The organism is Bacillus sp. EKM501B (assembly GCF_011800505.1).
GTDB classification, from domain to species: Bacteria; Bacillota; Bacilli; order Bacillales; family Bacillaceae_G; genus Bacillus_A; species Bacillus_A cereus.
In genome coordinates this window covers 90,685-116,191 of record NZ_JAALFZ010000016.1, presented here as the reverse complement: position 1 = coordinate 116,191, position 25,507 = coordinate 90,685, and the positions used below count along the sequence as shown (strand labels likewise).

The window sequence follows — 25,507 nt, the reverse complement described above, 5'->3', positions numbered from 1 at the left end:
AAAAGTTAGAAAAGCAAATCAAACAGACTTCGATTCATTCTAAGAAAGGGGTGAGATGATGGCAGGAGGAAGAATTAAAGGTATTACAATAGAAATAAATGGTAATACTCAGCCGTTACAGAATGCTTTAAAAGATGTAAATAAACAAAGCGATTCTTTAGCTAAAGAACTAAAAGATGTCGAGCGTTTGTTAAAGTTTGATCCAGGTAATGTGGAAGCATTAGCACAAAAACAAAAATTGCTTACACAACAAATTGAAAATACAACTCAAAAATTAGATAAGTTGAAGGCAGCGGAACAACAAGTACAAGCTCAATTCCAAAACGGTAAAATTTCTGAAGAACAGTATCGTGCATTTAGGCGTGAGATTGAATTTACAGAAGGGTCACTTAATGGTCTTAAAAATAAACTAGGAAACATGAAAGCTGAGCAGGAGAATGTAGCGAGTTCTACAAGGCAATTAGAAACATTGTTTAGAGCTACAGGAAAAAGTGTTGATGATTTTGCAGGAGCATTAGGAAATCGTCTTGTGAATGCAATTCGAAATGGAACAGCTACAAGTCGTCAGTTAGAGCAAGCAATTGGAATCATCGGTCGTGAAGCATTAGGGGCAGGAACAGATATTGATAAATTGCAACGAGCACTCCGATCTGTGGATGCTGGAAACTCAATACGGCAAGTGCAAAATGAGCTAAGAGATTTACAACAAGAAGCCGAAAGAACTGAGAAAAAGTTTGAAGGCTTAAAAGTAGGGTTAGAAAATGTTATCGGTGGATTAGCAGCTGGTGGCGGAATTACAACCGCAATTGAAAAAGCAATGGACATGTCGAAGTTAAAAACAAAAATTGAAATAGGATTTGATGTTCCTGAGTCCTCAAAAAAATCAGTAGAGGATGCTGTGAGAGGAATTTCAGCCTATGGATTAGATGCAGAAGAAGCACTTGAGGGTGTAAGAAGACAATGGGCTTTGAATAAAGATGTTAGTGATGAAGCAAATGCTTCTTTCGTAAAGAGTGCAGCTGTTATTTCTAATGCTTATGCTGGCATAGATTTTACTGAATTAATTCAAGAAACAAATGAAATCGGTAATGAATTAGGTATTTCACAAGAAGGCGCTCTCGGTATGGCTGATGCCTTATTAAAAATGGGTTTTCCACCGGAACAATTAGATATTATTGCTGAATATGGTGGTCAGCTGACGCGGGCCGGATACAATGCTGAAGAAGTGCAAGCTATTATGGCAGCTGGGGTCGAAACAGGTACTTGGAATTAGATTATAGTTCCCTTGTATGGCGACATACAATGAAAAACTCCTTTAATTCAGTGAAACTCTCAAATGAGACAATACTGAGCGAAGCCTTTTAATTAAGGAACGTGCAACGACTAGTCGAAAGACGTAGGGTGTAAGCATATGACACTCGAAACGGGGAGCAACTCAAGTAGTTGAAGATATAGTCTAATCTATACGGTGACGTATAGCAGTTCATAGAGAACGGGCGTGACGTTGCGAATCACGTTGAATTTGAATGATCGATAATCTCTTAGATGGTTTGAAGGAGGGACGTGTTAAAGCAGCTGAATTCGGTCAAGGTGTCGATAAAGCAATGAAAGAAGCCCTTGAAGGTACACAAATTTCAGCAGAACAGGTTGAGAAATGGGGTCAAGCTGTAGCTAATGGTGGTAAAGAAGGTTCAGCAGCTATGACTGAGATTGCACAAGCTCTATCACAAGTTGAAGACGAAACAAAGCGTAATGAATTAGGTGTTAAGTTTTTCGGTAGATGATGAATTGTGCCGAAGTAAAATCGTTCAAAAACGGTAGAGGCTAAGTAAAATACAACTTAATATGTTATAATATGGAAAAAGACTTGGTTTTTTTAAAAAGAGAATCTATGAAAGGTTTATTATAATGTATAAATTTTGTAAAACATGTAATGAAACCAAAAATATTAATAAATTTGTTAAGGACAAGGGTAAGAAAGATGGACACAGAAATAGATGTAAGAAGTGTGAAAATCTAAAGCGAAGAAAAACACCAATAAAACCTCAGCCAAGAGAGGGGTATAAATACTGTGCGAGTTGTGGAGAGGAAAAACTATTAAGCAATTTTAATGTGAGGTTTATCTTAGGGAAATATAGACCTTTTAGCTATTGTAAGCCATGTGAAAGAAAAAAAGATACTTCACGATATAGCCATGAGTGTGCAATATGTAAAAAAATATATAAATCTGGTAGGAAAGATAATAAAATATGTGCAGATTGTTATATTACCCATGTCTTTAAAACGGATAAAAATCCAAATATTCTTTCTACAATTGACTTTAGTGGAAAGAACAATCCAATGTATGGTAAACAGAGGTTTGGAAAGGAGAATCCTAATTATAACCCTGACAAAACAGACGAAGATAGAAATAATGGTCGTTTAATTGAAGGGTATGGAATATGGCGACGTAAAGTTTACGAGCGAGATAATTTCATATGTCAGTGTTGTGGTTATAGTAAAGGAGGAACTTTAATAGCACACCATTTAGATGGCTACAGCTGGTGTGTAGAAAAAAGAACCGATGTGGACAATGGTGTTACTCTTTGCGAGACCTGTCATAATAAATTTCATGCAATATATGGTTTGAGAAATAATACAAAAGAACAGTTTATAACATATAAGAATAACCAAGAGTACTTATTATAAGTGCTCTTTTATTATTGTAATTTATATGCTAATACCGTGGTAAAGCACATTTTAAAAGGTGTGGCTCACCGTAACGCATAGGAGTTGAACCTGTATTACAGAATAAAATACTCCCACGAGTGAACGACAACCCTATAGGTTGAAAATATATGCTGAACCGAGGACGAGTTAACGTCCTATAATGCGGAGAAATTCCCGGAAGTAGAGGATAAAAAGCCTTTACGATAACAAAATGACAATGTATGAAGATCAAGGGCAAAACATTATAAATACTTTACTAGGCGCGAAAGATAAAACAGTCGATTTTGGAAAGCAACAGGACAAATTGAATGACTCTATTAAAAAAATGGATGCAAACCCAGCAGTTAAATTTCAAAAGGCGATGCAAGATTTACAAGTTGCACTTCAGCCGGTTCTTAGTGTTATAGCAGATGTCATTTCAAAAGTGGCTGAATGGATTTCTAATAACCCAGAATTAGCAGCCACATTAACAGCTGTCGCAATAGCTATTGGCGTAATTTCAGGTGCAGTTATGGCGCTTGCTCCTATAGTTATGGCGGTCATGGGTGTATTTGAAATCGGAGCAGCAGCGGCATTAGGAATAGTTGCTATTGTTCCGATTATTATTGCGGCTATAGTCGCTTTAGGAATTGCCATCTATCAAAATTGGGAGTCTATAAAACAATGGACTATAGATATGTGGAATTCAATTAAAGAATATTTAATAGAACTTTGGGATGGCATCGTTCAATCCTCTAGTGAAGCATGGAATTTATTTTTAGAAACAATGCATGCATTTTTTGATCCGATAGGTCAATTTTTCAGCGATTTATGGACAAGTATAGGGGAGATATGTAGTACTACCTGGAATTCTATTGTTGAATTCTTTTCTGGAGCTTGGGCTTCATTCACTGAAATGATGCATAGTTTCTTTGATCCGATAGGCGAATTTTTTAGTAGTTTATGGTCCGGAATTGTGGAAACAGCTTCCTCTTGGTGGTCTTCTTTAACTGAAACAGCGTCTGAATTGTGGGGATTATTAACGCAAGCATGGCAAGAAACCTGGGATACGATTCTTACTGTGTTAGATCCAATTATTTCGGCAGTTTCTACCGTTTTAGAAGCTGGTTGGTTGGTAATACAGGCAGGTGCACAAATTGCATGGGCAGCAATCTGTCAATACATTATCCAACCAATCCAGGAAGCTTACGACTGGGTAAGTACACAAATCGGTGAAATGGTCACTTGGCTTGGTACACAATGGGAAATTGCAAAAGCTATGGCGCAAATTGCTTGGGGACTATTTAAGCAATATATTATTCAACCTGTCATAGATACTTGGGACTTAGTAAAAGAAAAGTTTGGCGATTTAGTTTCTTGGCTAAACTCGAAATGGGAAACAGTTAAATCATATACTTCTGCAGCGTGGAATTTAGTAAAACAATATGTCATTCAGCCTGTTCAGGAATTGTGGAACGCAACCAAAGAAAAGTTAAATGATTTATCCAATTGGATATTAGGAAATTGGGCGAAAATAAAAGGGGATACACTTGAAGCTTGGAAGATGGTTTACACATACATCGTTGAACCGATTATTTCAGCTTATAATTCTGCAAAAGAGAAATTCAATGATATGTACAACACAGCACGGGAAAAATTTGATTCTGTAAAGAATGCAGCTCAAGAAAAATTTGAAGCAGCTAAACGTTTTATTATTGATCCAATTAAAGATGCAGTTGACAGTGTAGAAAAATTTATTGGGAAGATCAAGAGCTTCTTTAGTGACTTGAAGTTAAAAATTCCTAAACCTGAAATGCCACCTCTTCCACACTTTAGCTTGCAAACTAGTACGAAAAATATTTTAGGGAAGGATATTACATTCCCTTCTGGACTCAATATAGATTGGCGCGCAAAAGGTGGTATCTTCACTAAACCGACTATATTTGGAATGAATGGTGGGAACTTGCAAGGTGCAGGTGAAGCTGGAAAAGAAGCGGTTTTACCTTTAAATAAAAAGACACTTGGAGATATTGGTGCAGGAATAGTAGCAACAATGCCACGACAACAATTTGCTATATCAGGAGAAATAAATCAATTAATGGATGATATGAGCCGTATGATGGCTGGTTCCGCAAGTCAATTAGCAGGATTAAAGACCGTTATGAGTGGTGTGTATGGAAATATGTCAAATAGTAGACAAGCTATGGCAGCTAGTGTTGCGAATCAAGTGATTAATTATTCTTCAGGATCATCTGGCGGCGGAGTCATTCCAATGCTTGGTGGAGATTTAGTTATTGAAGTGCCTGTTAATTTAGAAGGAAGAGACGTGGCACGCGGTACTTATCGCTATACAACCGAATATCAAGAAAGAGAAGCAAAAAGAAACTCAGACTTTTAGGTTTGGGTTTCTTTTATTTTATAAAGAATTGGGGTGACTGTATGAGTTCTTTTACATTTAATGACATACGCAAAGATTTTGTTCAAATAGAAAAGGGATGGAAAAGACCAGCGTGGGCGCCGTTAAAACGGAAATTTCTAGGTGTTCCAGGTTATCCAGGTGCAAGATTATTAACGACAGAAACTGAAATGCGAGTTTTACCTGTTCCGGTCGGAATTATTGTTCCTGATGGATCTGACCTAGAAACATTAAAAGAAGAAATAGCAGGGTGGTTAATTACAGAAAAACCTGTTGAATTAGTCTTTGATGTAACACCTGATAGGACATACCTGGCAGTTATTGATGAAGATTTTGATCCTGAAGATTTCGTTACTTTAGGTAAAGGTACTTTGAACTTTGTTTGTCCAATGCCGTATAAGTTAGGGAATGAGAAAACGGTTGATTTTAAAAAAGATGTTAGTGGGTTAGTTGCTAATGTCCAAAACAAAGGCTCGGTACATTCAAATCCGATTATTGAAATTGATATTAAAAAACAACATACTTTTTTAGATGTATGGTTTGAAGAAAAATATGCAAAGGAGCCGGATTATTTCCGTATTGGAATGCCATTAAAATTGGAGCAATTGCCTGTAGAAAGAAATCAACGTCTTATATGGGATGAAATGTCCACAACTGTAGGATGGAGTAAGGTTAGTTCTATGGAAGACGGTAATCCCGTTAGTGAAATGAAAACAGATAGTTACCAATTCTATTGTTCGGACTATGGATCGGGTAATGGATGGCATGGTGCAGCTGTTAAGAAGAGTATCCCTGGTGGGCCAGTACAAGATTTTATTATGCAAGCCCACGTTACATGTAAAAGTAAAACGATCAATGAAATGGGACGAGTTGAGATAGCGATACTCGATGAAAACAGCAAAGTTCTTTCAAAAATTGCCATGAATGACCTCTATTGGCAAGCTGAACAAAATTTTGGAACGATGGTAATTGGATATGATAATAAGCCTGGAAAAACAGGTTTAATTTATGAGAGTGGTGATTATCCAAATACATGGAATCAGTATTATGGTAGGTTGTGGATCGCTAGAACCGGTAATGATTGGGAAGCTTATATTTCAAAATTTCTTCCTGGAACAGAAAAAGATGATTCAGAACGCTTTGCAAGGTGGATCGATAAAGACAATAAACATATGGAAAAAGCAGCTCAAATACAGATTAGTATCATGCAGTGGCAAGATGTTCCGCCAGTAGAAGCGATGACAGTTTCTGATTTGAAATTTTGGAAAGTAAATTTAAATAATCAAAATACACCGCCTTATATAGTCGATGTTGGTGACAAAGTCGTGATTGATACAGAAAACAGTCGTGTCAGTATTGAAGGGAAAAACGCTATTAACATAAAAGATATTTTTAGTAATTTTCCTGTTATCAATAAAGGTACGAATAAACTTGAAATTATTCCTTCTGATATAGGAACAGCAAAGGTTAAATATAGGGAGCGATTTAGATGAGAACACCAAGTGGGATACTTCATGTTGTTGATTTTCAAACAGAACAAATTGTTTCCACTATCCAATCTAAAGATTATTGGGATGATAAACGGCATTGGGAAATCAAAAACAATATTGATAAGTTTGATTTTACAACGGCTGATGGAACAGAACAAGCAGCTACACTCATGCAACAAAACTTAGTATTAAAAGAGGTGCGTAGTGGTGTTATTGTACCGTATGTAATTACTGAAGCTGAAAAAGTTTCTAATGATAGATCCGTAATTACTTATGCATCTGGTGAGTGGGTTTTATTAGCAAAAGCAGGTGTTATCAATCCTCAACGAATTGAAGGGAAAACGGTCAATGAGTTTATTGACATAGCTTTAACAGGGACAAAGTGGAAACGAGGTCGTACAGAATACCCTGGTTTTCATACAATGACTATCAATGAACCTATCGATCCGCTTAAATTATTAAAGGATATCGCTTCTCTTTTTGATTTGGAAATTGTGTATCGTGCTGAGGTTGTTGGTAATCAATTCGTTGGTCGTTATGTGGATATGGTTAAGAAGCGAGGTCGAGAAATAGGTAAAGAAGTAACTCTTGGTAAAGATTTAATGGGAATCAAACGTATTGAAAACTCTCAAAATATCTGTACAGCGCTTATAGGGTTTGTTAAAGGTGAAGGAGATAAAATAATTACAGTTGAGAGTATTAATAATGGTTTGCCGTACATCGTAGATAATGATGCGTTCCAGCGCTGGAATGAAAAAGGAAAGCATAAATTCGGATTCTATACTCCAGAGACAGAAGAAGATATAACTCCAGGCCGTTTAATGACTCTTATGAAAACAGAGATGAAAAAACGTGTAAACACATCTGTTTCTTATGAAGTTGAAGCACAATCAATTGGTCGTGTGTTTGGATTGGCACATGAGTTAATTAATGAAGGAGATACAATACGAATTAAAGATACTGGATTTACACCCAAGTTATACCTTGAAGCACGAGCAATCGCTGGCGATGAGTCATTTAAAGATCCGATGCAAGATAAATATGTATTTGGTGATTACCGTGAAATTGTTGATCCAAACGAGGAATTACGTAAGCTCTATAATAAAGTCCTGGCTTCATTAGGTAGTAAACAAGAAATTTTAGATCAGCTAGATAAATTGGTTAAAGAGACTGCTGAAAAAGCAAATGATGCTCAAAAAGAATCTGAATCTGCTAAGAAAATTGTTGAAAAGGTCCAGGAAAACCTAAAAAATAATACGGTAAATATTATTGAAGCTAAAAATCCACCAATGGATAATCCTATAGTAGGTAAAACATTATGGCGAGATATTAGTAACGGTAAACCTGGTATTTTAAAAGTGTGGAACGGTAAAGGTTGGGAGCTTCTTATTCCTGATGTGGAATCAATTAAAAAAGATACACTGGAGCAGGTTAATAAAGATATTCAGCTCACAAAAGAAGAATTAAACAAAAAAGTGGAAGAAGCGCAAAGTGAAACCAATGGACAATTCAAGGAAGTTAAAAATAGTCTTCAAGAAGTTTCGCAAACTATTAAAAATGTACAAAACTCTCAAGGTGAAATTAATAGAACTGTTTCTGAAATAAAACAAACTAACGAGAGCTTTACTAAATCTATTGAATCGTTAACAAAAAAAGATGGTGAAATCACTGAAAAATTAAATACAGTGGTAGAGACTGCTGAAGTTACGAAAAAGACAATCTCTGAGGTGCAGCAAACAACTAATAATCTAAAGAAAACCACAACTGAAATTACAGAAAAAGCTGGCCAGATTAGTGAGAAGTTGGAGAGTGTAGAAAAGAAAGTTAATAACGATAAAGCTGGAGGTCGTAATCTGTTATTAGATTCAAATGTCAAATATGACAAAACAGATTATCTAATCAATCCATATTCTTTAACTGAAAATTTTGTTGCAGGAGAGGAATATACTTTTGTAATTAAAGGGAGTGTTCCGCAAGGCCAGAAATTTGGAATTTGGCAGAATGGTGGTTCAAATAATGTTGGATATGCAACTAGTGTTTATGCGAATGGAATTACCTATGTAACTTTTAAAGCTGTAGTAACAACGGGTGGAAATGAAAGAAAGTTGAGTCTGTATAACTTTCCAAGTAACACTACAAAAGCCGTTGTAGAATGGGTCGCTTTATATAAAGGTAATAAGCCACAGGATTGGACACCAGCTCCAGAAAATCAAGTAACGAATGATGAATTCACTAAGAAAACAACCGAGATTGAAAAAAGTGTGGATGGTATTAAAGAAAGTATTAAAACGGTAGAAAAAACACAAACCTCTTTTAATGAACGTGTTAACACTGTAGAAAAGAATGCAGAAGGAACAACTGCAAGCGTTAAGAAATTACAGGAAACACAAACTGAGCAAGGGAAAACATTAACTCAGGCTGCTACAACCATACAGCAACACTCTGAAGAATTGAAACTAGCAATGAAAAAGAAAGATGTTGAGGATTATGTTGGTGGTTTAGGTACTGTCAACGAGTTGCGTGATGCTGATTTTAAGTTAGGGCAGAAATATTGGTTTTGGAATAGTGGTAATGGAGCTACTGGTTCTGTTGATACGAATTTAAAATACAAAGGTATGAATACATTTGCAATTACCGTTACTGGCCAGACTCAAGATCGTTGGTGGGGACTTACAAGTCAATTCATCGAGTGTCAGGTTAACGAAGATTTTGTTGCATCGGGTTATTTCAATACTGATGGGAAAACACCTATTGATAGTGGCGGTGCATTTATTGAAATTGAATGGTGGACTACTGATAAAAAAACTCGTATTAAAACAGCTAGAACAAATATCAAGGTTGTAAATCATACATGGGTTCGTGCTGTATGCACAGATAAAGCACCAGCCAATGCAGCGTTTGTGAGATGGCGTTATTACGTTACAAGAAATGGGCGTTTATGGTGTGCTGCACCTATGTTACAACGTGGCACTGTAGCTACAGAATTTTGGTTACATCCAAAAGATCAAACGGATGTTGATAAAATGATAGAGGATATTGCTAATAGAGTAGCAACTGAAGATTACACTAAAAAAGTAACTGAATTAGAAAGAAGTATTAGTGCTACTGAAAAAGGCGTTTCAATCATCTCCGGAAAACAAGAAACGTTTATAAATGAGACTTATAATGCCTATGTAAAGAAAACGGAATCAAGGTTAGAAGTGTTAGACGAAGGAATTATAGCGCAGATTTTAAAGGACGGCATTGTCACTGCCATCAATATGTCCCCTGGCAAAATTACAATTAATGCTGCAAAGCTGGATATTAATGCTGACACAATGGTCAAATGGTTAACAGCAAAAGGCATAGATACAAATCTTATTAGAATTGATGGTGATAAGATCACCATTGATAAAGATGGTGTAACTGTTAAAATGCTAGATTTCCTATTCCAAGACGAATGGGGTACAAAAACAACTGCGGTATCAAGACGAAACCTAATAGCTGATCCAGACTTTTCTAGTGTTACAAAGAAAAACATTGGCAATTCAGATTATTATGGGTTTGAAGGTGGATACGGTCTTACTTGGAAGTCCTGGGGAAATGTCGTAATAGAAAAGAATACACATATATTCGATTACGAGCAAATGGTGAATGCTGCAAGGGTAGATATGTATAACTATCCAGAAGCAATCGTGAATAATGGGATACATCCTGGCAACGAATATACAGCATCCGCACACTTTAGAACTGCCATGATAAATGGCGTGCGAAAGACAGGAAAACCGAGAATACACGTGTGTTGCGTTAAATTCCGAGACAACGTTAGTTACGACATATTGAGTGAACAAAAGATGGACTTCCCTGAGCCGTCTACATTTTACGGAGAAATCAGAAGGTATTCTTTTACTTTTAAAGTCCCGACAAACTATATTCCACAAGAACACGCATTGATTATTAAAGTTTGTTCTGGAAATGCTGACATGAGACAAGGGACAGCGATTTGTGTAAGTGGTGTAACGTTATACAGTGGCAAATATGCATCTATGTATAATTGGGATCGTGCTGCAGCAGAAAGAGCAGATGGTATTCAGCCGTTTAACGCACTTGCTGTAGGTGGTGTGAATAATAATATATCTCTAGCACCAGACGGACAAACGTTTGATATAAGTACTGAAAAAGAAGTGAAAATCTTTAGGAGTATACGAGCAATGCAGGGAATTAACTTAGGTGGCGGTGGATTCCAACAATGGGGGCATATTCGTTTTACAGACGGTAATGCTGGAGCAGGTTTTTATGTGAGTACTCCAAGTGGTTGGAAATTTAACGCACTTGGATAGAAAGGGGAAGTAGGAATGAATGAGAATCAAATGATGCCACTTCAAGCAGGTGAAAGCTTTCCTTTTATGGGGAGGCTGGTGGATGCAGAGCGAACAGAGACAGGGGTTTTTGTTCAAATACCTGCTGATATGTTAAATAATGCAGGTATTCTACAAGGTATTAGCAGGGTTGAAGTATGGAGAGAGATGGATGGGACAGTAAAGTTTCGAATTGCTACGTTGTGTGAAATATGTAAACGCGGAGCGCGTCTGTACGCACTAGATATGGGATTCGCGAAAAAGAATATTTGTTTAGAGTGTTATACATCGCTGACAGGGAATTATCCATCTCAAGAACCGCCAACACCAACTAATAAAAATAACACACAAACAGAGCAGGAGCAGCCATAAGCTGTTTTTTATTTTGCACAAAATACGACTTTTGTTTTGGAATTTCTGCGATGCATTCACCATAAGTAAGGTTGTCTCATATTATGTAAAGATTGCTTTATTAAGATTTTAAAAGGATGTGAATACAGTGGAAGATGTATATGTAAAAATCGACAGTTTAAAAGCAGAACAAAAAGAAATTATGCGAGATATTCGTAGTTTAGAAACTCGCACAACAATTAATGAGAAAGACATTGCTACAATTAATAAGCAATTAGAAAAGATTAGCATGAATACAACTTGGATTTTACGAATTATTATTAGCGCAATTACTATGTCAGTCTTGGGTTTAATATTAAAAGGGATGATTTAATATCCTAAAATAAAAGTACTTATTGAGAGAGGGACAAGCGTCTCTCTTTTTTATTATAAATAAGGAGATGGAAAGATGGATCGTATTGATATATTAATGAAAGCATTTATAGCTACATTTGGAGGCTTTTGTGGGTATTTTTTTGGAGGATGGGATGCAACATTGAAAATCTTAGTAACGATGGCAGTTATTGATTATTTAACTGGCATGATTGCAGCAGGATATAACGGAGAATTAAAAAGTAAAGTTGGTTTCAAAGGCATCGCCAAAAAGGTGGTGCTTTTTCTTTTGGTCGGAGCGGCAGCTCAATTAGATGCAGCGTTAGGAAGTAATAGTGCTATTCGTGAAGCGACAATTTTCTTCTTCATGGGTAATGAATTACTTTCACTTTTAGAAAATGCCGGACGAATGGGTATTCCGCTTCCGCAAGCTTTAACAAATGCAGTTGAGATTTTAGGCGGTAAACAAAAACAAGAAGATAGAAAAGGAGATGTTAAGTAATGGGACAAATTATTGATATTTCAAAATGGAATGGTGACATTAACTGGCCTATAGCAAAGCAATACATTGATTTCATCATCGCTCGTGTACAAGATGGTTCAAATTATGTAGATCCATTGTATAAAGGGTATGTACAAGCCATGAAGCAACACGGTATTCCTTTTGGTAACTATGCATTTTGTCGATTTGTTTCTGAAAATGATGCACGAATAGAAGCTCGTGACTTCTGGAAGCGTGGAGATAAGAGCGCGACAGTCTGGGTTGCAGATGTTGAAGTAAAAACAATGAATGATATGAGAGCGGGCACACAAGCATTTATTGATGAACTACGCCGATTAGGTGCTCAGAAAGTTGGTTTATACGTTGGTCATCATATGTATGCTCCGTTTGGTATGGCAAATGTAAAATCTGACTTTGTTTGGATCCCTCGTTATGGCGGTAACAAGCCAGCTTATCCATGCGATATTTGGCAATACACAGAGACAGGTAATGTACCAGGTATCGGTAAGTGTGATTTGAACCAATTGATTGGAAGTAAACCGTTATCTTGGTTTACAGGAGAGGAACAAATTGAACAATCTGTTGCTAATGGTGGCTATCAATACGTTAAATCTGGTGGGTTTGGCATTTCATTGGTTCAGGAAGTCGTAAATGCTATGAATGAGCGTGGAACAAAAGGGAAAGTTGTCTCTAATCCATTAACTGGTTTAGCGTACTTACAAACTGAAGTACTACCTAATGGCGAGCTTGATAAGATTACAGCTTGGATGGATGAAAGAAACTGGTGGTACGAGTACATTAACAAATAAACATTGAAAGCTATCCTGTTGGGTGGCTTCTTTTAATTTATATTTACTAATTCATCATATCTAAACTGAGTATTTAAACCGAAAGCATCCGTGCAATATAAAGAATACGATTTAAAAGGAAAAACTTACTACATTACGACTTATAACGTCTATATTTCTATAAAATAAAAAAAGGCCAGCTTATAGGCTGGCTCTTTTTTATGGATGATATACTCCCTGAGCGTAATGATAAACTGTTTTTTCATTTGCTTTTGAAATCGGATTAGTTTTGTTAGGACCATTGTAATAACCAAGAGTCACAATATCGTAGTAGTGTGTTGATCTTGAAGCCCAGAAAGAATAATTCCCCTTACCACTAGGCATTTCCACTGAACCTTCAAATGCACCATTTGCTCCTACAGTACATAAAATATCTTTTTTAGCAAAATTTAGTGCGCCATCGAAGTAAATGTAAAAAGTTGTACCAGCAGGTACTGCTTGTCCATTTGCGTCATATGCATATCCTTTGAATGTTGTGTTTTTATATGCATAAACTCGATACTTTTTACCTTGACCATAGTCGATATACTCATTGTTTCCAATGTTAGTAATTTGCACTTTGTCGACAAGTGGCGTGTTTTCAGCTGCACTTGCATTATTGCTTGGTAAAAGAAAGCCAAATACTACTAATCCAATTAGCATAAGTGAAGTTAAAATTTTCTTCATAATCACATCTCCTATAATGGTTTTACACCCTAAATTTTACAGGGGTTAAATGTAAATTACAACATTTATATATATTGCATTAATATGCAATGTTGCATATTAATAATGAGGCCACATATAAATTACACAATAGCAAAGGGATACTATGTAACGGCAAATGAAGTCTATGCATAGACTAAATATTTCATAGAAAAGAATAGTTTTATGAACAAAATTATTATCTGGTTCTATATGTAGATAATTATATATTGATTTTCATCTTTATAAATGTTAGGGTAAATATACACCGTTTCTTATTTATCTATGAGTACTGTCTGTAGAACGAATAGAATAATTTGAAAAAAATCCCCTTTTGCACCTATATGCAGAAGGGGATTTTAATATTTATGAGATTTAAAATTTACTTTTAGATAATGCTTTAAGTACTGGCTTTACAATTAAACCTATTAAACGAAAGCCTTTAAATATAGAGCGTACAACTTTCAAGGAATGTTCCTCCTAGTTGATATTAATAAATGTATCATTATATAAAAAATTTTCTTCCATATAAAATCACAGCGATTTAACAAAACATGATTTCTATATAAGTGTTCTATATTATGCTAGTGATATGTATGTGAATGTGCTTTAATTTAACGAAAAAGGCCATCTATTATGAAATGCACCCCAAATGTTAGATATAATTGGGGTGCACGTCTAATTCGTGAGGTATTTGAGTCGTAACTTTAAATAAGTCCATTTCAAACAAATTTTAAGCTAAAAAATTTGGTAAATCCTCTATCCATGCTTTGAAGCTGTCGCAATATTCTTCGAATTTCCCTTTATCATCATAGTAATAATACACCTTCGATTCTAACCTATGTAAGCAAAAATAATCTCCATTTCCAATACCATAGAATGGGAGCATATTTGAATCCCAATTACCATTACTCATTTCATAATTATATACCTCTTCTAGTGTATCATTTCCATTTGTTTTACCCTTTGAAATATTATAAATATCACCTGGAAATGACCAGAACGTCATCAACTCAATAAAATATTTAAATTCATTACTAAACGAGCAATTAAATTTATCACTTAATTCTTTCCATTCTTTATCTGTTGGCTTGTCTAATACCTCAGTTTCTCTTTCTAGAATATTTGATAATATAGACTCTACTTCATTATAATTCATTTGTTTTCACCTCTATTTTTAATTTTAAATACCTTCTCCTGGTAAAACATACTCACTACCACGTTTTTTCCAATGTTCCCGTATTTCCTTGGCTCTTTCTGCTGGAGTAAGTTCAGATGGTTTGGTGTGATCATTTATCCAAATGTGTATTAGATTTCGTAATATAATAGTTTCTATTTTAAGAGAGATTTCAATTTCATCTTCATCATCGAACTTGTCTTGGAAATGCAGAAATAATTTTACCATTACCATTTAAAAACAAACGAATAATTACCTTAATTAATCTTCAGAATCCTCATCTGTAAATTCATTGCCTTTAAATACTGGATGCCCATTTGGATCGAGCATACCCATCACTTTTTTATCCCTATCAGAGACAATCAGTGTATAGTCCTCCATAAGAAAAGGTTTTTTTGGTAAATCCACTAGTATTCTCCAAGCTGGTCTTATATCATCGTTGTTTCTATTTTCTTTCTCAATTTTAAATGTATAAGCCTCATCAAAGAAAAGATGGTTGATATCTTCATTAACTACTCCATCTAATTTATTTTTCTTATGATAATGTTTAGCAATTTCTATTGCTTCCTGAGGTTTTAACATCACATCTATAGTAATTTCATTTATTTTCCTATAATGTCTTGAAAAATCTTCTTGCTTTAATCTTATATAGTTTTGAAATTCTTGAGTAGACAATTGTTTAAACTCTTCATCAGACATATTTTTATACTTATCTAAAGACATATAAATTTCTCCTTTCCATGAATCTCCTTTTTGGCAGGGTAAAGATGTTGCTGTTTCTATAGATATGGGATTAAACTTTACTATTGGTGCAAAGGTAAGTGTGAATGGTTCGCCAAAATACAAAGTACAAAATAGAAAGGGCAAAACATACTATGTATCAGCAATTGAAGCCTATGTGTATGTAAAGTAAGAGTTACAAAAGAGACCTCAAATGTGAGGTCTCTTTTGTTGATTATTCTCCATATGTAACTTCTCTTCACTTAATCCAAGCTAGATAACATGCTTCATTGAAATATCCAATCTTAAAGAAAGCTGTTTCTTCGAAAAGTTCTCTACTTTACTTGTGCTCAGAATCTAGTAAAATAGCTAGTCAAATTCAATTACTTTCATCCATGCTACTTCTTCTTTATATCCCGAAAAATTAATTTTTAATATCTTTCAAAAAATCTTCTAGAACTCTTTTGACGGGTAAGCTAGCCTTTTCCAATAATTTTTGTGCTGTATCAATTACTCGACTATTGGATACTATCATCTTTTTATGTTCTTCAGAATTGAAAGACCTTAAAGAATCTATAGTAGTCTCAACAACTTCATCACTTTCTTCAAGCATATTCAATAGTAATTCTAATCCATTTATTCCTAAATCATCATCAATGCAATAAGCCAGCCTAATTTTCCACTTATCATTTTTATCATTAATACTTTGAAATAATTTTCCCCAATCTTTGTCAGTAAAATCATTCAGCAGTTCTTGAGCATACATAAATCCATCATCATACCAAGAATCTTCTGAACTATTTTCGGATAATATTTCATTTAATTCTTCATACATTTCTTATTCCGCCTTTATTTCTAAAATCCAGATGGTGGTAATGCATTAGCTTTACCTGTCGGATAGGCACTAATAACACTATCTCCTTTCTTTATCACATCTATTTCTACACCATCAATAGTACCTCGATGCCAAGTTGCTCCGTCCCTAGCTCTAGTACTAATTAATTTAGAATTCCCGATATTCTCAACGCTATTTATTATTTTTGTGTCACTCCACCCATCTGGAAATACTGTACTACTTTTTATTTTAGATAATTTACCATCTGGAAACTGAGTAGTATACTTAATGTTCTTTGTTCCATCTGGATTAATTTTAATTTCCTCTACAACATAGTTATGATGATTATTATTTATTCCAGAAGAATGTCCCCCAATAATCTCATTCTTATTAGGATTTTTTCTTTGTCCCCACAGAATTTTTTCTTCCATTTCGGGTGTGATTGTGGAATTAGCTCCGTTGGCTTCCTTACCAGCATTATCTATTTTTTTAGTTGCATTTCCCTCTTTATCAAGTTTACCATTCTCTTTAACTTTATTAACACGCTCACCAGAAGATGGAGAAGACTTGAATTTTTGAAGAGTATCCTGGGCATTTTGAATCGATTTATCCCAAACCAATCCACCGTATACAACAGCACCAACACCAGCCGCTGTAGCAACTGCATCTAATGGAAGAACAATTGGTGATGCTAACCCACCACTTCCTACTTCTGCGAAGAATGTTAAGAAATTAGCCCCACCTATGACTGAAATACCTTCAAAAATTTCTACAATAGATCCTGCCGTTGATATAACATGTCCAGTAAATCTTCCAGCTTGATAAGTTGCTTTGCTTTCTAATTTATCATTATCAGGTGGTGTTAGTCCAATATAGTCTTCAGCTACTGCACTGCCAGCGCCTTGTATAAAGTCCAAAGCACCTTCATAAATATCTTCGACACCATGTTTAAACGTATCTAGTAAAGATTCATCTTTTTTTCACTATTTAATGGACCGCACATTGCTCCTTCTTCAATTGAACTACCATTTAAAAGATTGTCGGCCTGACGCTTCCTATCTTCTTCAATCACCTGAATGGAAGTCGTCCATTCCATATTCAACCCTTGTGTGCTAAACGTCCCACTTGCGGGACTAAATCCTTTTCCACTTTGCACTTCAGCGAGTCCGGCTGTGATACTAGCTGCTAATTGAAGAGCAGTGCTGTAGTTATTACTGGATGTATAATTGAATTCATATAAATGCTCTAGTTTTTCTTCAAGTTTTTTTTTCATCTCAACTAAAACAGCCACAATTGCGTCTACTCCAGGCATAGGTGTAAGTAACTCTATTGCTTCTATACTTGCAATTGTTTGATTGATTTGTTGGATTTGTTCTCTTATTTCTTGTTCGATAACATCTGTTGAAGCAACCTTTGCTTGAAAATCATTTGGAAACGCATCATTTTGACGAATTAATTCTTCACATAAATATATAATTCCTTGCGCCAAAGGCCGAAATGTTTGAACAAGATAGGCTTTTGCACTGCTATATGTTTGCCCTTGTAACACAGTATCCATTGCAAAAGTATCAATCGACTGAATCGCTTGTTCCATAGCTTGAATGGTAGCCGTACATACAGCATTCATACTTTGTGTTTGGGCATGTACTTCCCCTAAATACATATTTAAACTCAAAAATCTCCCCCCTTTTATGCGAACAAGTAAATCATACCAATTAAAGGATATATATGTAAAAATGCTGCTGTAGTAAACTCAATATCAAAGTAGAACTTTTCCAATTAATTACTAAAGTACCGTCTAATTCGTTTATGGGTACCTGTGAAGAATATGGTATACAAAATAAATTTACAGGATTTGAAATGAATATATAATAGAAGAAAAAAGAAATGTTTATATTGTCGCTACCATGTTGGTGTCAACCTCATGCGCCTAATGGCAACAAAAAACATCTACTTCGTCCCATTCGGTCAAGATGCACCAGAGAAAAAACCAAACTCAATGGTAGCTCGTATGGAGTTACTGGAAGATACAGTATTAGAAGCGCTGCAAGGGAAGCAATTGCAACCGGTGGTCGTAGAAAAATTCAGATATATGAATTAAAAAACGAAAAAAAACGGACAATTTTTGATGAAACCATCATTCTTACTGTAGAATATGATAAAATTAACGTTATTAAGATTAGAAGGGGTATTGTATACTCCTTCTGATTCTAAGTTATAGAAGGATTGGTATCTAGAAAGGGGCATAGTGATGGAAAAGCAAAAAACTTTTCATGTCGCTGTAGTTGGAGCAACCGGCGCAGTTGGTGAACAAATGTTAAATACTTTAGAGAAACGAGAATTTCCAATCGGGAAATTAACGTTACTTTCATCTAAACGATCTGCAGGTAAGAAACTTGTATTTAAAGGCGAAGAATTTACAGTTCAAGAGGCAACTCCTGAAAGCTTTGAAGGAGTAGATATCGCACTATTTAGTGCTGGTGGATCTGTATCGAAACAATTAGCGCCAGAAGCAGCAAAACGCGGTGCGATTGTTGTTGATAATACAAGTGCATTCCGTATGACAGAAAACGTGCCACTTGTTGTACCTGAAGTAAATGAAAACGACTTAAAAGAACATAATGGTATTATTGCAAATCCAAACTGTTCTACAATTCAAATGGTAGTAGCTCTTGAGCCAGTTCGTCAGCAATATGGTTTAAAACGAGTAATCGTTTCCACATATCAAGCTGTATCAGGTGCTGGTGCGGCAGCTATTGAAGAACTGCATGAACAATCACAAGCAATCTTAAATGGCGAAGAAGTTAAGGCAAATGTTCTTCCTGTATCAGGTGATAAGAAGCATTTCCCAATTGCTTTTAATGCGATTCCACAGATTGATAAATTCCAAGATAATGGATTTACGTTTGAAGAAATGAAAATGATTAACGAAACGAAAAAAATTATGCATATGCCTGAATTAGAAGTAGCGGCAACATGTGTACGTTTACCAGTTGTATCAGGACACTCTGAGTCTGTTTACATCGAAGTAGAAAAAGAAGGCGTAACAGTAGCAGAATTAAAGAGCTTACTTGCAAATGCGGAAGGTATTGTTCTGCAAGATAATCCAGAAGAGCAGTTATATCCAATGCCAGCTACTGCAGTAGGTAAAAACGAAGTATTCGTTGGAAGAATCCGTAAAGATTTAAATAACGATAAAGGATTCCATCTTTGGGTCGTATCTGATAACTTATTAAAAGGCGCTGCATGGAATTCTGTTCAAATTGCAGAGCGCTTAGTAAAATTACAATTAGTGTAAACGGCTAAGAGAAGGTGCAAAATATGAAAATAATTGTTCAAAAATTTGGTGGCACATCAGTACGTGATGATAATGGACGTAAGCATGCGCTTCATCATATAAAAAAATCATTAGCTGCTGGTTATAAAGTAGTTACTGTCGTATCTGCTATGGGCCGTAAAGGTGAACCATATGCAACGGATACGTTATTAAGTCTTGTAAATCAAGAGGAATCTACTATTTCTAAACGTGAGCAAGATTTATTATTATCGTGTGGAGAGTTAATCTCTGCAATTGTTTTCTCTAATATGTTGAATGAGAACGGTATAAAAGCAGCAGCATTAAATGGTGCACAAGCTGGTTTTGTAACGAATGATGACTTTACGAATGCAAAGATTATTGAAATGAATTGCGATCGTATACATGAAGAGTTAGAAAATGTAGATGTAATCGTCGTTACAGGATTCCAAGGGCAAACGAAAAAAGGTGATACGACAACACTTGGACGCGGAGGTAGTGATACTTCAGCTTCAGCATTAGGTGTTGCACTTCATGCTGAATACATCGATATATTCACTGATGTAGAAGGTGTTATGACTGCAGATCCTCGTATTGTAAAAGATGCACGTCATCTTCAAACTGTAACGTATAACGAAATTTGTAACATGGCTTATCAAGGTGCGAAAGTCGTTCATCCACGTGCAGTTGAAATTGCGATGCATGCAAAAGTGCCACTTCGTGTACGTTCTACGTATTCTGATAGTGAAGGTACGCTTATTTCAGCATATGACGGTGCTACAAAAGGGCAGGATGTAGAAGAACGTCCTGTTACAGGTATTGCCCACGTATCGAACGTAACGCAAATTAAAGTACTTGCAAAAGAAACGGCATACGACATACAGCAGCATGTATTTAAAGAAATGGCAAACGAAGGCATTAGTGTTGATTTAATTAACATTTCTCCTACTGGTGTAGCTTACACAGTAAATGATAATGTATCAGCTCGTGCTGTCGAAGTGCTAAAACAACTTGGATATGAGCCAATTGTGACAGAACATTGTGCGAAAGTATCTATCGTTGGAGCTGGAATGGCAGGATACCCAGGGGTTACTGCGAAAATCGTTACAGCTTTAGCGGAAAAAGGTATTCAAATCCTGCAATCGGCAGATAGTCATACAACAATTTGGGTTCTTGTAAAAGAGACTGATTTAGTGGAGGCTGTAAATGCATTACATAGTGCGTTTGAGCTTTCAAAAGAAAAGCAACTGGAACAATAAGGAGTGAGACCATGATAGATTTTGGGACAATTGCAACCGCGATGGTAACACCGTTTGATATAAACGGGAATATCGATTTTGCAAAGACAACGAAATTGGTAAATTATTTAATTGATAACGGTACAACAGCAATCGTGGTAGGAGGAACGACAGGAGAATCTCCTACATTAACTTCAGAAGAGAAAGTAGCGTTATATCGCCATGTCGTATCTGTTGTCGATAAAAGAGTGCCCGTAATCGCTGGAACAGGTAGCAATAATACGCATGCTTCTATTGACTTAACTAAAAAGGCAACAGAAGTTGGTGTGGATGCAGTAATGCTAGTAGCACCGTATTATAACAAACCGAGTCAAGAAGGAATGTATCAGCATTTTAAAGCAATTGCTGAAAGCACGCCGCTTCCGGTTATGCTATATAACGTTCCAGGACGATCTATTGTACAAATCTCCGTTGATACAGTTGTTCGTTTATCAGAAATAGAAAACATTGTTGCTATTAAAGATGCTGGCGGCGATGTGTTAACAATGACAGAAATCATTGAAAAAACAGCGGACGACTTTGCGGTATACAGCGGTGATGACGGTTTAACGTTACCAGCTATGGCAGTTGGAGCGAAAGGTATCGTTTCGGTAGCCTCTCATGTTATCGGAAACGAAATGCAAGAAATGATTACAGCATTTCAAGCAGGAGAATTTAAGAAGGCACAAAAATTACATCAATTACTTGTAAGAGTAACTGATTCATTATTTATGGCGCCAAGTCCAACTCCAGTAAAAACAGCGTTACAAATGGTTGGATTAGATGTAGGTTCTGTACGTTTACCACTTCTTCCATTAACAGAAGAAGAAAGAGTAACGTTACAATCTGTAATGCAATCTATCCCTCGTTAATAAAAAATGACCTAGTGTAGAACTAGGTCATTTTTTATTATATGCAAATCTTTTCCTCTTTTTCTCACTTATATGTGTTCTTATAAGAATATTAATCGCTTCTTCATTATGTGTATAAGAAAATAATTGTACCCCTTTAACTGAGTCAAAAAATGATAGATATTATGGCATAAACGTAATAAACTACGGTGTCTGTTTTTAGAGAAATCCCCTCAAATGTGACGTAATTCATAAAAAAACTCCATTTTGTAAGTGTTTTTGTTAGATTCTAGAAAAATAAATCTTGAAACTCCCTATTATGAAATGAATTTAGCGTATGTATGGCTAGTTTTTCAAAATAATATGGAGTATAAAATCGGAGTAAATATAAAGGAAATACGTTCGATACTTTTGTTGTCATTCCGTTCTTTTACTCTTTCTTTCGCACGATTTAACTTGTGTTCTATTTCTTGTATCAGGTATAATATGGCTAAGTAGCTTAGTACGGGTATGCTTAGCAAAATTGGGAAAAATTATAATTTAATTAAATTTTCATATCATATCGAATAAGATATTTGATTTATATAATGAAAGAGAGGTGAAACCTGGTTTAAAAAATAAACAAGGACATGATATCGCATAACGGTAAGGACATTCGTCTTGGACGGTGAAAATATGGTGGTTGTAGAGTTTCCCCTGGTGTCTCTGCAATTTTAGTGAAATCAGTGTTTGCAAGATTTTTAAACCAGGCAACAACATGAAGAGAAAAGAGAATGAGTCTGTTAAAGTATTTGCTCTTGGTGGAGTAGGTGAAATTGGGAAAAACATGTACTGTGTTGAAATTGATTCTGAAATCTTTATCGTAGATGCAGGGTTAATGTTCCCGGGAGATGAAATGTTTGGAATTGATATCGTTATTCCTGATATTACATATTTAGTGGAAAATCAAGAGCGAGTAAAAGGTTTATTTATTACTCACGGTCATGAAGATCATATTGGTGGAATTGTGTATGTACTTCGTAAATTATCTATTCCAGTCTATGCAACGAAATTAACAGTAGGACTTATACAAGAAAAACTTGGTGAAGCGGGCATGTTAGGCCGTGTAGACCTAAAAACAATCGATTCAAATTCAACAGTAGAATTTAACACTACAACGGTGTCATTCTTCGGAACGACACATAGTATTCCGGATTCTGTTGGCGTTTGTTTCCATACATCAAAAGGTGCAGTCGTATATACGGGAGACTTTAAATTCGATCAAACTCCAATTGGAAATGGTGGAGCAGACCTTGGGAAAATGGCGCAAATCGGAAATGAAGGCGTACTTTGCTTATTATCTGATAGTACAAACGCAGAGCGCCCAGGCTATACAGGTTCAGAAAAAGAAGTTGGTGTAGAAATCTCTAAAGTGTTCTACGGCGCAGAAGGTCGTATTATCGTTGCTTCATTTGCATCGAATGTACATCGTATTCAACAAGTATTTGATGCAGCTGCTGAAACAGGGCGAAAAGTAGCGGTAGTAGGACGTAGTATGGTGAAAGTAGTAGACATTGCAAGACGTCTTGGTTATTTAGATGTTCCAGAAGGTATGGTTATTTCATTACAAGAAGTAGACAACTTTCCAGAGAAGAAGGTAGCTATTTTAACGACAGGTAGTCAAGGTGAACCGATGGCTGCTCTATCTAGAATGGCAAAACAAGCACATAAACAAATTTCAATTCGTAAAGGTGATACTGTTATCATTGCTGCTTCGCCAATTCCGGGTAATGAAATATCTGTATCAAAAATTATTGATTTGTTATTTAGAGCTGGAGCTGAAGTTGTTTATTACGGCGAACGAAAAGTTCACGTGTCAGGTCACGGTAGCCAAGAAGAATTAAAATTAATGTTAAATTTAATGAAACCAAAGTACTTTGTACCCGTACATGGTGAGTTCCGTATGCAAAAAGCACATGCATATTTAGCTGAAGATGTAGGGATTACAAGAGAAAATATCTTTATCGTAGAAAAAGGCGATGTAATTGCTTTTGGTGACGATGAAGCGAACTTAGTCGGTAAAGTACAAGCTGGTAATGTTTTAATTGATGGATTAGGTGTAGGTGACGTTGGTAATATCGTTCTTCGAGATAGAAAGATGTTATCTCAAGATGGAATACTAGTAGTTGTTGTAACGCTTGGTAAAGATGAAAAGAAAATTATCTCTGGTCCAGAAATCATTTCACGTGGTTTCGTATATGTTCGTGAATCAGAAGCGTTAATTGAACGATCTACAGAGATTGTACGTATGATTGTTGAGCAGTCAATTAAAGAATATTCAATTGAATGGTCAATGTTAAAACAAAATATTCGTGAATTATTAGGACAGTTCTTGTACGAAGAGACAAAGAGAAAACCTATGATTTTACCGATTATTATGGAAGTATAAAAAGATCACCCTTATGGGTGATCTTTTTTCTTTTTAACCCTATCGAATGAAATTTATAACTTAAGAAATAATAGTTATATACGAGTGAAAGGGGATGCGAAATGACAGAACGTGATCGATATACAAATGAAGAAAAAGAAGCTGAGCCAAAAGAAGCTGGAAAAGAGGCTTCAATAGTTGAAAAAATTCAACAGCTTGGACAGACAAATGTACCACAGATGAATGAATCACGTATTCATTGTTTAACGATTATCGGACAAGTGGAAGGTCATGTTCAATTACCACCGCAAAATAAAACAACAAAATATGAGCATATCATTCCGCAAATTGTTGCGATTGAACAAAATCCGAAAATTGAAGGTTTGCTTTTAATATTAAATACGGTTGGAGGTGACGTTGAAGCTGGGCTAGCAATTTCTGAAATGGTAGCTTCACTTTCAAAACCAACAGTATCTCTAGTTTTAGGTGGGGGACATTCCATCGGTGTACCGATTGCTGTTTCTACTGACTATTCGTTTATTGCGGAAACTGCGACGATGACAATTCATCCAATTCGTTTAACAGGTCTTGTCATAGGTGTGCCACAAACATTTGAGTATTTGGATAAGATGCAAGAAAGAGTCATTCGTTTTGTGACGAAGCACTCGAAAGTAACAGAAGATCGTTTTAAAGAGCTTATGTTTGCGAAAGGAAATTTAACGCGAGATATTGGGACGAATGTAATTGGTGGGGATGCAGTAAAGTACGGTCTTATAGATGATGTCGGCGGTATTGGAAATGCAATTCGAAAATTAAACGAATTAATAGATGTTCGTGCGGAAGATAGTACAGAAGGGACAATGCTACAATGATTTTATATACAATTATGCCAGAGCAACTTGTGTATCCGGCCGATTATTCACAATGTGAAAGTCAAAAAGTTGTAAATATAAATGGTGTGGAATTAATGGTTTCTGAAGAGGAACATGGATGTTATTCTATTGTACGTGTGCTAAGTACGGACCCACTTCACTATTTAGAGTTTGAGCCCGGTCAGAAAATAACCTTTTAGCAAAAAGAAGGATTTTGTTTAGAAGCTATGGTATAATATAAAAAACAAGACGGTTGAGCAGCCATGAGTAGGCTGCTTTCTTCTGTTTATTTAGCATTTTACAAGAAGTGTAAAAATAGAAGATATAAAGACCTGAAAAATAGAGAAAACAGACATATAAATAGAGCATTTTGAGGGGAGCTTTA

At 35.7% G+C, this 25,507-nt stretch carries 19 protein-coding genes and 5 pseudogenes; 18 read left to right on the top strand and 6 right to left on the bottom strand.

Annotated elements, in window-relative coordinates:
* Window positions 1-58: 58 nt before the first annotated feature.
* The 10 genes and pseudogenes from HFD78_RS23170 to HFD78_RS23125 form a co-directional block, all read left to right on the top strand.
* Window positions 59-1,270 (top strand): annotated as a pseudogene (locus HFD78_RS23170) (phage tail tape measure protein); the annotation flags it as partial.
* Window positions 1,271-1,526: 256 nt separating this feature from the next.
* Window positions 1,527-1,784, top strand: a complete 258-nt coding sequence (locus HFD78_RS23165; protein WP_002197191.1) for a hypothetical protein — start codon at window positions 1,527-1,529, stop codon at window positions 1,782-1,784.
* A 124-nt stretch (window positions 1,785-1,908) separates the two neighbouring features.
* Window positions 1,909-2,688 (top strand): HNH endonuclease, encoded by a 780-nt coding sequence (locus tag HFD78_RS23160; protein ID WP_000276334.1) that lies wholly within the window; start codon window positions 1,909-1,911, stop codon window positions 2,686-2,688.
* A 232-nt stretch (window positions 2,689-2,920) separates the two neighbouring features.
* Entirely contained in the window at window positions 2,921-5,086 is a 2,166-nt protein-coding gene (locus tag HFD78_RS23155) for a phage tail tape measure protein (RefSeq protein WP_000180075.1), read from the top strand.
* A gap of 41 nt (window positions 5,087-5,127) precedes the next feature.
* Window positions 5,128-6,597 (top strand): distal tail protein Dit, encoded by a 1,470-nt coding sequence (locus HFD78_RS23150; protein ID WP_000094098.1) that lies wholly within the window; start codon window positions 5,128-5,130, stop codon window positions 6,595-6,597.
* Complete coding sequence (locus HFD78_RS23145; protein ID WP_097998517.1) at window positions 6,594-10,913, top strand: phage tail spike protein; 4,320 nt, start codon at window positions 6,594-6,596, stop codon at window positions 10,911-10,913. Before HFD78_RS23150 ends, HFD78_RS23145 begins: the two co-directional genes overlap by 4 nt.
* A gap of 15 nt (window positions 10,914-10,928) precedes the next feature.
* Window positions 10,929-11,303: a hypothetical protein gene (locus tag HFD78_RS23140; protein WP_097998516.1), complete on the top strand. Its 375-nt coding sequence runs from the start codon at window positions 10,929-10,931 to the stop codon at window positions 11,301-11,303.
* A 127-nt stretch (window positions 11,304-11,430) separates the two neighbouring features.
* On the top strand, window positions 11,431-11,655 hold the full coding sequence (locus tag HFD78_RS23135) for a hemolysin XhlA family protein (protein ID WP_000390484.1): 225 nt from the start codon (window positions 11,431-11,433) through the stop codon (window positions 11,653-11,655).
* 75 nt (window positions 11,656-11,730) lie between these two features.
* Complete coding sequence (locus HFD78_RS23130) at window positions 11,731-12,156, top strand: phage holin family protein (protein ID WP_000373853.1); 426 nt, start codon at window positions 11,731-11,733, stop codon at window positions 12,154-12,156.
* Window positions 12,156-12,965, top strand: coding sequence for a GH25 family lysozyme (locus tag HFD78_RS23125; protein ID WP_000529739.1), 810 nt, complete (start codon window positions 12,156-12,158; stop codon window positions 12,963-12,965). Before HFD78_RS23130 ends, HFD78_RS23125 begins: the two co-directional genes overlap by 1 nt.
* Window positions 12,966-13,163: 198 nt before the next feature.
* On the opposite strand, the gene HFD78_RS23120 is transcribed toward HFD78_RS23125, so the two are convergent.
* The 4 genes and pseudogenes from HFD78_RS23120 to HFD78_RS23110 form a co-directional block, all read right to left on the bottom strand.
* Window positions 13,164-13,670: a hypothetical protein gene (locus HFD78_RS23120; protein WP_089171118.1), complete on the bottom strand. Its 507-nt coding sequence runs from the start codon at window positions 13,668-13,670 to the stop codon at window positions 13,164-13,166.
* 751 nt (window positions 13,671-14,421) lie between these two features.
* On the bottom strand, window positions 14,422-14,847 hold the full coding sequence (locus tag HFD78_RS23115) for an SMI1/KNR4 family protein (protein WP_001108706.1): 426 nt from the start codon (window positions 14,845-14,847) through the stop codon (window positions 14,422-14,424).
* Between the two features lie 24 nt (window positions 14,848-14,871).
* Window positions 14,872-15,066: pseudogene (locus HFD78_RS29620) on the bottom strand (hypothetical protein); the annotation flags it as partial.
* 60 nt (window positions 15,067-15,126) lie between these two features.
* Window positions 15,127-15,588, bottom strand: a complete 462-nt coding sequence (locus HFD78_RS23110) for a hypothetical protein (protein ID WP_000050868.1) — start codon at window positions 15,586-15,588, stop codon at window positions 15,127-15,129.
* A 13-nt stretch (window positions 15,589-15,601) separates the two neighbouring features.
* Here HFD78_RS23110 and HFD78_RS29615 point away from each other — a divergent pair.
* A pseudogene (locus tag HFD78_RS29615) lies at window positions 15,602-15,778 on the top strand (N-acetylmuramoyl-L-alanine amidase); the annotation flags it as partial.
* A gap of 231 nt (window positions 15,779-16,009) precedes the next feature.
* Here HFD78_RS29615 and HFD78_RS23105 read toward each other — a convergent pair.
* A complete protein-coding gene (locus HFD78_RS23105; protein ID WP_000272779.1) occupies window positions 16,010-16,420 on the bottom strand; it encodes a hypothetical protein in 411 nt (136 codons plus the stop codon).
* Window positions 16,421-16,440: 20 nt separating this feature from the next.
* Window positions 16,441-18,095, bottom strand: a pseudogene (locus HFD78_RS23100) (EndoU domain-containing protein).
* Window positions 18,096-18,332: 237 nt separating this feature from the next.
* On the opposite strand from HFD78_RS23100, the pseudogene spoVFB reads away from it, so the two are divergent.
* The 7 genes and pseudogenes from spoVFB to HFD78_RS23065 all read left to right on the top strand — a co-directional run.
* Window positions 18,333-18,521 (top strand): annotated as a pseudogene (gene spoVFB / locus HFD78_RS23095) (dipicolinate synthase subunit B); the annotation flags it as partial.
* 150 nt (window positions 18,522-18,671) lie between these two features.
* Entirely contained in the window at window positions 18,672-19,718 is a 1,047-nt protein-coding gene (asd, locus tag HFD78_RS23090; protein ID WP_000414846.1) for an aspartate-semialdehyde dehydrogenase, read from the top strand.
* A gap of 23 nt (window positions 19,719-19,741) precedes the next feature.
* Window positions 19,742-20,974: an aspartate kinase gene (gene dapG, locus HFD78_RS23085; RefSeq protein WP_000692449.1), complete on the top strand. Its 1,233-nt coding sequence runs from the start codon at window positions 19,742-19,744 to the stop codon at window positions 20,972-20,974.
* Window positions 20,975-20,985: 11 nt separating this feature from the next.
* Complete coding sequence (gene dapA, locus HFD78_RS23080; protein WP_000564763.1) at window positions 20,986-21,864, top strand: 4-hydroxy-tetrahydrodipicolinate synthase; 879 nt, start codon at window positions 20,986-20,988, stop codon at window positions 21,862-21,864.
* A 736-nt stretch (window positions 21,865-22,600) separates the two neighbouring features.
* Window positions 22,601-24,271, top strand: a complete 1,671-nt coding sequence (locus HFD78_RS23075) for a ribonuclease J (protein WP_000823091.1) — start codon at window positions 22,601-22,603, stop codon at window positions 24,269-24,271.
* Window positions 24,272-24,372: 101 nt separating this feature from the next.
* Window positions 24,373-25,122 (top strand): translocation-enhancing protein TepA, encoded by a 750-nt coding sequence (gene tepA / locus HFD78_RS23070; protein ID WP_000139806.1) that lies wholly within the window; start codon window positions 24,373-24,375, stop codon window positions 25,120-25,122.
* Window positions 25,119-25,322, top strand: coding sequence for a YlzJ-like family protein (locus HFD78_RS23065; RefSeq protein ID WP_000605020.1), 204 nt, complete (start codon window positions 25,119-25,121; stop codon window positions 25,320-25,322). Before tepA ends, HFD78_RS23065 begins: the two co-directional genes overlap by 4 nt.
* The last annotated feature ends 185 nt before the right edge of the window (window positions 25,323-25,507 follow it).

Bases quoted from the DNA above. Each gene is read 5' to 3' on its own strand.
- HFD78_RS23120 (WP_089171118.1), bottom strand. From the start codon at position 13,670: ATGAAGAAAATTTTAACTTCACTTATGCTAATTGGATTAGTAGTATTT.
- HFD78_RS23130 (WP_000373853.1), top strand. From the start codon at position 11,731: ATGGATCGTATTGATATATTAATGAAAGCATTTATAGCTACATTTGGA.
- HFD78_RS23105 (WP_000272779.1), bottom strand. From the start codon at position 16,420: ATGTATGAAGAATTAAATGAAATATTATCCGAAAATAGTTCAGAAGAT.
- HFD78_RS23165 (WP_002197191.1), top strand. From the start codon at position 1,527: ATGATCGATAATCTCTTAGATGGTTTGAAGGAGGGACGTGTTAAAGCA.
- HFD78_RS23110 (WP_000050868.1), bottom strand. From the start codon at position 15,588: ATGTCTTTAGATAAGTATAAAAATATGTCTGATGAAGAGTTTAAACAA.
- HFD78_RS23140 (WP_097998516.1), top strand. From the start codon at position 10,929: ATGAATGAGAATCAAATGATGCCACTTCAAGCAGGTGAAAGCTTTCCT.
- dapA (WP_000564763.1), top strand. From the start codon at position 20,986: ATGATAGATTTTGGGACAATTGCAACCGCGATGGTAACACCGTTTGAT.
- HFD78_RS23125 (WP_000529739.1), top strand. From the start codon at position 12,156: ATGGGACAAATTATTGATATTTCAAAATGGAATGGTGACATTAACTGG.
- HFD78_RS23160 (WP_000276334.1), top strand. From the start codon at position 1,909: ATGTATAAATTTTGTAAAACATGTAATGAAACCAAAAATATTAATAAA.
- HFD78_RS23145 (WP_097998517.1), top strand. From the start codon at position 6,594: ATGAGAACACCAAGTGGGATACTTCATGTTGTTGATTTTCAAACAGAA.
- HFD78_RS23155 (WP_000180075.1), top strand. From the start codon at position 2,921: ATGACAATGTATGAAGATCAAGGGCAAAACATTATAAATACTTTACTA.
- HFD78_RS23065 (WP_000605020.1), top strand. From the start codon at position 25,119: ATGATTTTATATACAATTATGCCAGAGCAACTTGTGTATCCGGCCGAT.
- asd (WP_000414846.1), top strand. From the start codon at position 18,672: ATGGAAAAGCAAAAAACTTTTCATGTCGCTGTAGTTGGAGCAACCGGC.
- dapG (WP_000692449.1), top strand. From the start codon at position 19,742: ATGAAAATAATTGTTCAAAAATTTGGTGGCACATCAGTACGTGATGAT.
- HFD78_RS23115 (WP_001108706.1), bottom strand. From the start codon at position 14,847: ATGAATTATAATGAAGTAGAGTCTATATTATCAAATATTCTAGAAAGA.
- HFD78_RS23150 (WP_000094098.1), top strand. From the start codon at position 5,128: ATGAGTTCTTTTACATTTAATGACATACGCAAAGATTTTGTTCAAATA.
- tepA (WP_000139806.1), top strand. From the start codon at position 24,373: ATGACAGAACGTGATCGATATACAAATGAAGAAAAAGAAGCTGAGCCA.
- HFD78_RS23075 (WP_000823091.1), top strand. From the start codon at position 22,601: ATGAAGAGAAAAGAGAATGAGTCTGTTAAAGTATTTGCTCTTGGTGGA.